Source organism: Rhodococcus sp. IEGM 1306, from assembly GCF_036541985.1.
Lineage (GTDB): Bacteria > Actinomycetota > Actinomycetes > Mycobacteriales > Mycobacteriaceae > Rhodococcus_F > Rhodococcus_F qingshengii.
Genome location: NZ_JAZHFF010000015.1, coordinates 50421 through 61054 on the forward strand (window position 1 = coordinate 50421; position 10634 = coordinate 61054).

Here is a 10634-nt window from a genome sequence, read left to right on the forward strand (position 1 = left end):
TTCGCGTCCGCGAGCGGGCGCACTCAGCGGGACAAACCGGTCCGCCCGACTTGTCCGAAAAGTAATGTTTTCGTGCACCGTTTGACGGGTTCGTGACCGGGGTATCGCAACAAGGATCTTGCTCGCGTTTGTTCAGGCAGCCCCGACGAATCCCATCCTCGACGAAGAGTTGGAACCTACGTCCGGGGCCTATACCGGATGGGATGGTGCTTGTGCATGTCGAAGACAGCAGTTCGTAGTAGCGCAGTAGGAGCAGTGGCCTTGTTGGCCGTTGTCCTGGGGGGTGGGACGGCGTCGGCAGGCGTCGACAACACCAGTTCGATCACCGACGTCAAAGGAAATCGGATAGAAGTCTTCCAGGCTGATACCGCTATCCACGTCTTTCCACCTCTCGACAGCTCACCGCTGAGTGTCGAGTTCTTCCACGACGGGGTTGCCGGCGTGAAGATCGACGGCCCGGATGCAGCAAGTTTCACCGGAACGAAGCTGACGATCGGCTATCAGATCGGTTACCCGATCGCGCTGACCGGCGCGACGGTCGTTCTCAACAGTCCTGGTCTCGACTGGGCAGTCGAGAGCGGAACGAACCTCGGGATCGGTCTGGTTCCGGATTTCGAACTGGGCCTGGATATTTCCAATGGGTTCGTCATCGGCGGCGACATCATTCCGTCGCAGGAACTGGACGTCGACCTGGCGCCGGGCGGTATCACCGACGTCGCGCTGCTCGAAGATCAGGAGTTCGACGGTCCCGAAGCCGCTGTCCGTCTGTCCGGAGTTCACGGTTACGTACAGGGAGCAATCGGGCCGGTGACCATCAGGCCGTACGCGAAGGCTGTCACGTCGAATGGCGATACCGTCGTCACTTACGGTGTACCGCAGAGGCTTTAGCGAAAGCGGATGCTCCCGCCGTCACGCTGCAACAGCGTGATGGTGGGAGTTTTCCGCGTTCCTTGTGGTCGAATCGGCGCCACGAATCGGCGAAGCGTCCGCCCAGTGGGCACTACGGGAAACACTGACGAGTTTCGCGACCAACCGTGCCGCGATCCACACGAGGTACACGGCGGTGATCAGAAGCAGAAGTGCCCAGTCGTGCGCGAAGAATCCGACTATCCCGCCGATCGTGAACGCGAGGGCGACGAAGACGACCCGTCCGCCCACGTCGGTCTCGACCAGATACTCGGGTTCGATCGGATCGTCGGGTTCACTCGATTCATCGACGTCCTCGGATGACTCGGCCCTGGACTTCTCGTGGTGTTCGGTGGGGATCTCGAGTAGCTCGCCCCATTCGAGCACCGCAACGGTGTGCGCGGTGTCGGTCGGGATCGCGCGGTAGTCGCGGGACTCGGACACGTCGATGAGAGCCCTTGCCAGAGTGAGTACTTCGATGCGATTGCGAATCGCGACGCTCAACACTTCATGGAAAGCCTGTTCGCGCCCGAACGGTTTGCCGCGCGCAATGACCAGAACATGCTCTGCGGAATCGAGAACTGCACGATGCGGTACAAGCTCGCGGCTTTGCGCAACGAGTTCGCTCACTGTCATCACCTACCCCGCCGGTGGTTGATGCGGCCGTTTGCTCGACTGCGCTTGGAGGGGCTGAGTACCCCGGCAGTTTCGGAAACAAACTCGCCGGACAGCGTGTCAGATTTGCGCAGCCGGGGCCGAGAGTGCTCCGAGGCAACTTTCGATCAGGTCGGCAACGATCACGTGAGCACGTTCGCGGCTGTCGACGCGGCCTTCCCACGTGGCAAAAGTGACGACGGTGAGCACGGTCAGAGTTCCTGCCCGAAGTTCGGCGATCTCTGCCGGTAACGAGGACGCAGCGACTATCCGCCGCTGAACTTCGCGGAAACTCTCGGCCTGCATGTGGTCACGGATAGTCGACGACATCGCCGGGTCGAAGATCGACTGCACCAGGAACCGCGCGTACAACGTGCCCTCGCGGTAGATGGTCTGTTCCGCCAACGGCAGGACGAGAGCCTCGACGAGGGCACGCATCGTCGGTGGATTCGCGTCGAGATCGATCGTGTCGAGCAACTCACGACGACGCTCACCGGCAGGTCGCATTCTGGACTCGACGACGGCCGCCAGCAAACCTTCACGTGACCCGAAGTGATACTGCGCAGCCGATTTGTTGGCCTGCCCGGCTTCGGTCTGAACATCACGAAGAGTCAGAGCGGCCAGACCTCGCTCGGCAACCAGACGCTCGGCTGCATCGATCATCGCCGCTCGGGCATCGGTTCGGGGCACGGTATGAAGCTAGGGGTGCGTCGGGGTCGCGTCAACGACCCCGACGGTAAGCCTTTTGTGACGTATCTCCTGGTTAGATTGCGTCAGAGCGGGTAACGACCACAAACGGCCCCTGCTCGGTCACGGTGAAACGAGGATCGTCGAACAGTTCCTTGGGGAACGTGACCGTGTAGCGGCGGACGTTCGGGTCGTTGGGGTAGACGTCCTCTGCCAACCGCAGCGTGTACCCGTCGGCGCCCTGGCGGAAGACGAAGGCGTCGGGGCTGCGCCACGGCGCCGAGTCCAGCGCAGCTATCAGTTCGTCAGGCGTCTTCAGTTCCGACCACTGCTCGATCAGCGCAGCGCGCGCACGGAAATCGGCGAGCGGGTTCGCGTAGTGCGACGTCAGTCCTTGAAAGCCGAAGTACGGGTAGAAGCTGAGGAAGCCGATGTCGGCAGTGAGGACCACCGTGTCATGGGGTTCGCGTCCCAACTGCTCGCGAATGATCCGGTCGATGTCGGCGTAATTGGCTTCGGCACCCGGGGGTCGCTTGTCCCCGCGCTCGCCGTTGCCGTCGGTATCGCTGTATGCCACAGCGATATCCGGCGCCAGCACCTGCGGGATGTTCTGCGCGAAGGCGATGGCTCCGATGACACCGAGTGCAACCAGTACCGCTTTGACGCGAGGATTTTCGCTGGTGGCCAGCACGATCCAACCGGCGAACTCGAAGAAACCGAACACACCGGCGGCGGCAAGGAGTCCGATCAGGACCGGCTCCAGTCGGAAACCGAGGAGCGTACTGCCGGCGACGGTGAACGTCATGGACAGCAATGCCCACAGGTACACGGCAATGACACCGATACCGAGTGCTCGGGCGCGGCGGGAGAACAGGAACCGCGAAATCAGCCAGATCGTGCCGAGTAGGCACAGTCCGCCGACGAGGGTGAAGCTCAGCATCGGGAAGGGCAGCACCGCACCGGAATCGGGGAGGTAGTGCATTGCGGTGCCGGACTCTGCGGTGGCACCGGAGAGTGCCTTCAGCAGGTACGGCGTCCAGACGGTCAGAGCCACCAGGCCGGAGATCACCGCGATCACGGCGAGCCTGACGAGGGATCCCAGTGCGGCTTTCCACGTGTTCTGGGCGCGTGCGGCAAGTACTGCGGCAACCAAGGCCATCAGAGTCACTGCGAACGCGGCGAATCCGAGATAGAGCGTGTAGACCGTTGCGGCGAGACCGAGGAACAGGCCCGTCCCGAGTATTGCGCCGGCTCCGGCAAATCGAGATGCCCCCGGCCGGTCCAATGCGCCCCACGCGAGGATCAGCACTGGCGGGATCAGGAGGTTGATGACGGCGCCGTACGCCTCGGGGGAGTTGTACGCCAACACGACGGCAGTGACGGCCAATGCCGCGACGACGGCCCAATCGCGTCGAATCAGCTTGGTCCACAACACGAGTGCAACGACGGCGACGACAGCCAACGAGCCGATCGCATAAGGCTTGAAGGCTTCCCAGCCGTCCATTCCCAGCAGGTTCGCGACGCGTCCACCGATCCAGAACCAGCCGGCCGGGTAGAACGGCGGCAGATCCACGTACGTCATGTCCTGCAGCGCAGCAGAATCCGTCAGCCGGGTCAGGTACTCGGTCCGGAACTGCTGATCGACCGAGACGCCGTGCAGATACAGACTCGTCGCGGCCAGGGGAAGTCCGAGCGTCGTGGTGACGAAGCCGGAGAGCCCGGCCCACGAGAGGAGTTTTGCGACCCGCTCGGCCTTGCGGGCGCGGAACATCAGAACCGCAACACCGACCACTGCGATGCAGAGCACCTGCAGCACCGTCGTGACTGCCTGCGTGACATTGGAAGAGGTGAACGCCGGCCACTGCACTCGGCCGAAAGCAAAGAGCCCGACAGCGGCTACAACAGCGGCGACCAGCGCTCCGAGGGCCATTTCCACCACCGTCGCCGCGGCATTACGCCACGGCGACGGGGTCGAAAGGTCTGTACTCGGAGCAGTTGTTGTTTCTGGCACGGGAGGAGCTTAAACCGGCAACTTCCGGAAGATCGGGCGCGGCACGTGGCGAAGACCCATCATGACGAAGCGCCACGGGCCGGGAGTCCAGACGATTTCCTTGCCCTTGTCCGAGGCGGCAACAGCGAGCTTCGCGACGATGTCCTTGTTGACCGTCAGCGGAGCTTCCTCGACGTGGGCACTGAACTGCGTGCGCACCATGCCGGGGCGAACGACGGTGACCTGCGGTCCGAATTCCGCGAGAGCCTCGCCGAGTCCGAGGTAGAAACCGTCGAGGCCCGCCTTGGTGGATCCGTAGACGAAGTTGGCACGCTTGACGCGCTCGCCGGCAACCGACGACATCGCGATGATCTTGCCGAAGCCCTGAGCCTTCATCTTCTCGCCGAGAAGAACACCGACCGAGACGGAAGCGGTGTAGTTGACGTTTGCCACCAGAACGGCCTTGCGCTGGTTCTGCCACAGCTCTTCGGAGTCACCGTCCAGTGCGAAGGCGACGATGGCGACGTCGACGTCACCGTTCGAGAACGCCTGGTCGATCACCTTCGGGTGCGATTCGAAATCAACGGCGTCGAAATCGATGAGCTCCACCGAGGTGGCACCCTTCGCTTCGAGCTGCTTGACCGCAGCTTCGCGTCCCGGATCGCCAGGGAGTGCCGCCAGAACGACGCGGAGCGGCGCCTTCTTCAGGTATTCCTCACAGATGGCGAGGCCGATCTCGGAGGTTCCACCGAGAAGCAAAACGGTTTGCGGGTTACCTACAGCGTTGATCACAGTTCCAGCCTTCTGGACATATCGGAGGCGAAAACGCCTGTGGGGTCGTACTTGCGGCGCGTCGCGATCCACTCGTCGATGCGCGGGTACATGGCGTGGAAGGTTTCCGCGGACGTCCGCGAGTCCTTGGCCGTGTACAGGCGTCCGCCGAATTCGAGGACACGCTTGTCGAGTTCGGTGACGAACTCGTTCAGGCCCGGCTTGATGCGGAAGTCGACGCAGATGTTCCAGCCCGGGATCGGGAAGCTCAGCGGCGCCTGATTGCCTTCGCCGAAGAGCTTGAACACGTTGAGGAACGAGTAGTGCCCGCTGCGCTGGATGTCGACGATGATCTTCTTGAACTCGTCGACGGCCTCCGGCGGAACCACGAACTGGTACTGCAGGAATCCGTTGGATCCGTACGCGCGGTTCCACTCACCGAACATGTCGAGCGGGTGGTAGAACTGCGTCAGATTCTGGACCTTGCCGCGATACTTGCCGGACTTGCGGAACCAGACCTCACCGATCGCGGTGAAGTTGAACTTGTTGGCCAGCCCGTTCGGGAAGACGTCGGGGAACGTCAGCAACTGCGGTGCGTCGAAGGCGAGCGGGTTCTTCTGCAGCTTGGCCGGAAGCTGGTCGAGCTTCGCCAGAGATCCGCGCGAGACTGCCGCACGACCGAGCTTCGGGGGCGCGGAAATCGCGTCGAACCAGGCGCTCGAATACTCGTAGTTGGCCTCGCTGCCGTCGCTGTGCAGCGCGATGGTCTCGTCGAGGCTGTTGGTGACGTCGCCGTCGGCGATGAAGTACGCCGTCTCGGTCGGTGTCATCTTGATGGTTGCCCGCAAGATGATGCCCGTCAGGCCCATGCCGCCGATCGTGGCCCAGAACAGTGCGGCCTTCGGGTCGTTGCGCCCGCCCTTGGGGGTGAGCGTGCGAACCTTGCCGTCGGCCGTCAGCAGATCCAACGACACGACGTGGTTGCCGAAGCTGCCCGCGCTGTGGTGGTTCTTGCCGTGGATATCCGAGCCGATGGCGCCGCCGATCGTGACCTGACGAGTACCCGGCAGGACCGGAACCCACAGGCCGAACGGCAGAGCAGCCTTCATCAGCTGATCCAGATTCACGCCGGCGTCGACGTCCACCAGAGCGGTGTCGCGATCGATGCGGTGAATGCGGCTGAGGGCATTCATGTCGATGACCAGGCCGCCGGCGTTCTGCGCTGGGTCACCGTACGAGCGGCCGAGGCCGCGCGCGATGACGCCGCGTCGCAGATGCGAGGGCTTGGAATCGTTCTGTTCCGCAACCTGGGCGACCGCGTTGGCGATCACTTCCACGTCGGGGGTGGACAGCACCTGTGCAGTGGTGGCGGCGGTGCGTCCCCAACCGGTGAGGGTGCGGGCTTGGGTGTGGAGAGCCGGCTGCGGCGTCTCTTCTGCTGTCGTGGACATCAAGGTAGAGGTTACCTGGGAGTAGTGCCGACGGCTCCGACTCGAGTGGTTACTCTCGTCGTCGTGCCCGAAACACCTGCAAGTCACCAGCACGAACCCCACGTCCCGCTGCCCGTCGAGATTCCTGTCACGACGGACATCGCCGACGACGCGTTGGACCTGAAAACGCAGATCGTCCGGTTCGTCGCGACGGGTGGGCTGTCGGCGGTCGTGGACTACGGGCTGTATGTGCTGCTCCTCGCGTTGGGGTTGCCGCGCGTCGCCGCAAAATCGCTGAGCTTCGTTGCGGGCACCACGACGGCGTACCTCATCAATCGTCGGTGGACGTTCAAGGCCGAGCCTTCTCGCGCCCGCTTCATCGCTGTAGTCGCGCTGTACGCGGTCACTTTTGCGGTTCAGGTCGGACTCAACGAACTGATGGTCCATGTCTTCGACGAGCATTGGTGGCGGACACCGCTGGCCTTCGTCATCGCGCAGGGCACCGCGACGGTCATCAACTTCATCGTTCAGCGGGCAGTGATCTTCAAGATCAAGTAACGGTTCGGGGTGGATTAGCGCATTCGTCCGGTTTCTCGAGAGAGAATCGAGCCCATGATCATCGTTCTCGATTCTTCGGCCCTGACCAGGGGCGCACGGTTCGACACTGCCATCGCCGACGCTCGCGCACTCGGACACCGCGTCGTCGTGCCGCGATTGGTCGTCCTCGAGGTTGCGAGTCGCTACCGCGAGGAATCGGCGGAGATGATCGCGGCCCTGAGCGTCCAGGCGCGCATGTACGACCGACTGGGGTTGCGGCGCGACCTTACGAGGTTCGTCGACGCGGCTCACGACAAGGCCGACGGCTACGTCGACGACGTGATCGAAGACCTCGTGGCGATCGGCGTCGAAGTGGTCGATCCAGTCGACGTTTCGCATCTCGAGGTGGCCGAGAGGGCGATCTCGCTGCGTCGGCCCTATACCGACAAGAAGAAGCGAGACGGATATCCGGCGACGCTGAACTGGCTGACCGTGCTCGATCTCGCCGACCGCAACCCGGGCGTCGACGTCATCTGGGTGAGCTCCGACGCACGGGCATACGGCGACGGCGAAGACGGGGTCTGGCACGGCGATCTCGCGCGTGAGCTGGCGTCGCGCGGTCTGGAGTATCGGGTCCGCTGGGCGTCGGACATCCCGGTGATCGACGGACCGGTGCAGGTGGAGCAAGTGGCGGAGGTCGAGGAAGCCGCTGAGGTCGCGCCCGAGGCCCCGGTTGCTCAGGGCTTCGTGGAGCCGGAAGCGGTGGTTCCAGCCGAGGTTCCCGAACCCGCGGCACCTGCAGCAGCCCCCGCCCCCAAGCCTGTTCAGCGCGCAGCGCGGACGAGAGTTGCGCCGCAGCGCATCGAACCCGCCCCGAAAGCTCAGTCCGGTGGACTGCGCGGTCTGGGCAAGGTCATCGGCGGGCGGAAACGAAAGGTCACGATCGTCGACGATCTCGACGAAGTCGACCTCTTCGGTGCCTGATCGCTTCTAATCTGGACAGATGTCTCTGTTGCCGACAGTCAGTCGAAGGACCGGAACTCGATACGGCAGGCCGAGTATCGAATCGCAGGTCCTCTACAACGCGTGCCGATGGATGCTTCGGCCCGTGGTCGGGATCGCGCCGCTGACGCCTGGCGCCATGCGCCGCGCCGCAGTGCTGGACTCGGCCGCGGGTGTACGCATTCCGTCCGGGATCGATCGGGAAGCGATTCGCTTTCCAGGTTTCGACGGTGAACTCGTGCGGACGGCAGGCTCGACGGCTGATCTGCGCGACGGTGTTGTTCTCTACCTGCACGGCGGCGGGTTCATGTGCTGCGGGCTCAACACGCATCGGCCGGTCGTTGCAAGCATCGCCAAGCGAACCGGCCTTCCGGTCCTGCACATCGCATATCGACAGTTGCCGAGCACGAGCATCAGCGGGTCCGTCGACGACTGTCTCGATGCATACCGGTGGCTCCTCGAACAGGGAGCCTTGCCGGAAAAGGTTGTCTTCGTTGGCGATTCGGCCGGAGGCTTTCTGGTCTTCGCGACGGCACTTGCAGCTGTTTCCGCGGGGCTCGAGGTTCCGGCCGGTCTTGTCGGGCTCTCACCTCTCCTCGATCTCGATTGCACCACCAAATCAGTCCACGCCAACGCTCGACGCGACGTGATCGCCCCGGTGTCGGCATTGATGGCGATCGGAAAGCTTGGCGGACAGACGAACTCACCCGTCGACGGCGATCTGGCCGCTCTGCCGCCGTCGTTGCTGATCGCCGCCGAATCCGAGGTGCTCAGAGTCGATTCGGAGGTGATGGCGCAACGGCTCGCCGCCGCGGGGGTGCCGTGCTCGCTGCAGATCTGGAACGGCCAGGTTCACGCGTTTCCCGCCGTCTGGCCTGGCCTGCCGGAGAGCCGGGCAGCGCTACGTGACGTTGCCAGGTTCATTCGCACCAGGCTGGATGCGGTCCCGCCCCAGGTCGCGGGCGAAAGTTGTTCGGGAAGTTGAACTTCCGGTCCGGTTAGGGATTCTCGTGTCCTGACGTTGTGGTAGGTGCCATCGCGCGGGCATAGATCGATTCGAGCTCGGTTACTGCTGAACGTCGATCGACGTTGTCGGGATCGAGGCGATGTTGGAGGTTGATCCCGAGAGTGCCGGCCAGAAGGGTGACGGCAACCAACTCCGGATTGGTGACCGGGGTGTCGATCGAACGCAGGTAGTCCGCGTACAGCGTTCGCATTGCGACGTACTGCTCTGCGTAGGTCTCGCGGATGGTGGACCCGGGAATCACGGCTTCGATCAAGATGGTCGAGAAAATTCGTGCCTCGGGGTATGACATCAGTACGAAGTTGGCTTCGATCAATGCTTCGATTCCAGTCGCCGAGGATGATGCCAACTCTGCGCGTAGCTTTTCCATGCCCCACCGGAATGCGTCCTCGACGACGGCTCGTAGAAGCCCGTCCTTCGATCCGAAGTGCCAGGCCACGGACCCTCTGCTGATACCGGATCTTTCTGCCACGGCTTGTACGGACATCGCGGTCGACCCGCCTTCGGCAGCCAGTTCGGCCGCGGCTTTCACCAGTCGCCGTCTGGTTTCCTCGGAAATCTCCTGCTTGCGTGTCGACGCCATTCGGTGTTCCTGCCTTCTTTCGTTCTCGAGTGCAGCCAATTCCGGCACGCGGTGACGTCGACGCGCCCGTCGGGGCCGAGACCTGCGCACCGCACTCATGCTACGAGGCCGGCCATCGGCCGGCCGTATTCCTCTCGCGACACCCTCTTGCCTATGTTGATCGTCCAGTTCTATGCTGAGCGTCCAATAACTTAACGGAATGGGCGGACATGGAACTCATCGATCTGACTAGAACTCTCGATCCGGCCGATCGGGAATTGCTCCCCGAGGGTTTGAAGGCACTGGCTTCCGTCGTTGCCCCCTCGGTGACCTACTCGCACCCCGCAGGTGCCGGACGCGACGAGTTCGCGGCAGCACTGCAGTGCGGAGTTCATGATCTTCCGGACGGTGAGGGGTGGGGATCGGAGATGTTGAGTGAGTTCAACAGCCATCTGGGCACACACGTCGACGCGCCGTTGCACTACGGATCAACCTCGGAGGGTAAGCCTTCTCGCACGATCACAGACATCGCGTTGGATGAATTGTTCTGCGAGACAGTGGTGCTCGACCTGCGCGGCCGGTGCGAGGCGAATCAGCCGATCTCGGTGGACGCGCTGAAAGCTGCCCTGGCGGAAAACGGTGCGTCCGTTCCCCAGGGTGGTGCCGTGTTGCTCCGTACCGGACAAGAGAGCTTCACCTTGGCTGATCCAGGGTTCTTTCAGTATCCAGGGATGAGTCGCGAAGGCACGCTGTTTCTCGCCGAGCAAGGCGCGAAGGTGCTGGGCACCGACGCTGCCGGCTGGGACTTGAGCTTTGCAGTCATGGCGCAGAATTTCGTGACACCGGGGACAACTCGGTTCTCTGGGACGGGCACCGGGCCGGACGCGAACGTGAAGTATTCATCGTTCAGCAACTGGCGAACCTCGCCGCGCTTCCGCCCTCGGGATTTCACGTGGCGTTTTTCCCGATCAAGCTTGCGCGAGCCAGCGCTGCCCCGGCTCGTGTGGTCGCGTTCGTCTGAGCAAAATTCCTGCCTCACCTAACGAACAATTCAGTGAAAGGTATTGACTC

At 63.0% G+C, this 10634-nt stretch carries 11 protein-coding genes; 5 read left to right on the plus strand and 6 right to left on the minus strand.

Annotation, left to right across the window (positions count from 1 at the left end):
- Window positions 1-216 precede the first annotated feature (216 nt).
- Window positions 217-888: an MspA family porin gene (locus V3587_RS27885; protein ID WP_003943954.1), complete on the plus strand. Its 672-nt coding sequence runs from the start codon at window positions 217-219 to the stop codon at window positions 886-888.
- 21 nt (window positions 889-909) lie between these two features.
- Here V3587_RS27885 and V3587_RS27890 read toward each other — a convergent pair whose 3' ends face one another.
- The 5 genes from V3587_RS27890 to V3587_RS27910 form a co-directional block, all read right to left on the minus strand.
- A complete protein-coding gene (locus V3587_RS27890; RefSeq protein ID WP_202022615.1) occupies window positions 910-1542 on the minus strand; it encodes a hypothetical protein in 633 nt (210 codons plus the stop codon).
- Window positions 1543-1641: 99 nt separating this feature from the next.
- On the minus strand, window positions 1642-2250 hold the full coding sequence (locus V3587_RS27895) for a TetR/AcrR family transcriptional regulator (protein WP_003943927.1): 609 nt from the start codon (window positions 2248-2250) through the stop codon (window positions 1642-1644).
- A gap of 73 nt (window positions 2251-2323) precedes the next feature.
- Window positions 2324-4177: a galactan 5-O-arabinofuranosyltransferase gene (locus tag V3587_RS27900; RefSeq protein WP_042921256.1), complete on the minus strand. Its 1854-nt coding sequence runs from the start codon at window positions 4175-4177 to the stop codon at window positions 2324-2326.
- A gap of 90 nt (window positions 4178-4267) precedes the next feature.
- Window positions 4268-5029 (minus strand): decaprenylphospho-beta-D-erythro-pentofuranosid-2-ulose 2-reductase, encoded by a 762-nt coding sequence (locus V3587_RS27905; protein ID WP_283377502.1) that lies wholly within the window; start codon window positions 5027-5029, stop codon window positions 4268-4270.
- Window positions 5026-6459, minus strand: a complete 1434-nt coding sequence (locus tag V3587_RS27910) for an FAD-binding oxidoreductase (protein ID WP_003943934.1) — start codon at window positions 6457-6459, stop codon at window positions 5026-5028. The genes V3587_RS27905 and V3587_RS27910 overlap by 4 nt, the downstream gene beginning before the upstream one ends.
- Before the next feature lie 63 nt (window positions 6460-6522).
- On the opposite strand from V3587_RS27910, the gene V3587_RS27915 reads away from it, so the two are divergent.
- The 3 genes from V3587_RS27915 to V3587_RS27925 are packed head-to-tail and all read left to right on the plus strand — an operon-like array spanning window position 6523 to window position 8962.
- Window positions 6523-6996, plus strand: a complete 474-nt coding sequence (locus V3587_RS27915) for a GtrA family protein (protein ID WP_074447111.1) — start codon at window positions 6523-6525, stop codon at window positions 6994-6996.
- A gap of 54 nt (window positions 6997-7050) precedes the next feature.
- Window positions 7051-7959: a PIN domain-containing protein gene (locus V3587_RS27920; RefSeq protein WP_042447630.1), complete on the plus strand. Its 909-nt coding sequence runs from the start codon at window positions 7051-7053 to the stop codon at window positions 7957-7959.
- 19 nt (window positions 7960-7978) lie between these two features.
- On the plus strand, window positions 7979-8962 hold the full coding sequence (locus V3587_RS27925; protein WP_283377501.1) for an alpha/beta hydrolase: 984 nt from the start codon (window positions 7979-7981) through the stop codon (window positions 8960-8962).
- Between the two features lie 13 nt (window positions 8963-8975).
- Here the strand turns inward: V3587_RS27925 and V3587_RS27930 are convergent, their stop codons facing one another.
- The gene (locus V3587_RS27930) at window positions 8976-9584 is read right to left on the minus strand and encodes a TetR/AcrR family transcriptional regulator (RefSeq protein WP_158170230.1); all 609 of its coding nucleotides are present in this window, start codon (window positions 9582-9584) and stop codon (window positions 8976-8978) included.
- Between the two features lie 209 nt (window positions 9585-9793).
- Between V3587_RS27930 and V3587_RS27935 the strand changes: the two genes are divergently transcribed.
- On the plus strand, window positions 9794-10606 hold the full coding sequence (locus V3587_RS27935; RefSeq protein ID WP_283377500.1) for a cyclase family protein: 813 nt from the start codon (window positions 9794-9796) through the stop codon (window positions 10604-10606).
- Window positions 10607-10634: the final 28 nt, after the last annotated feature.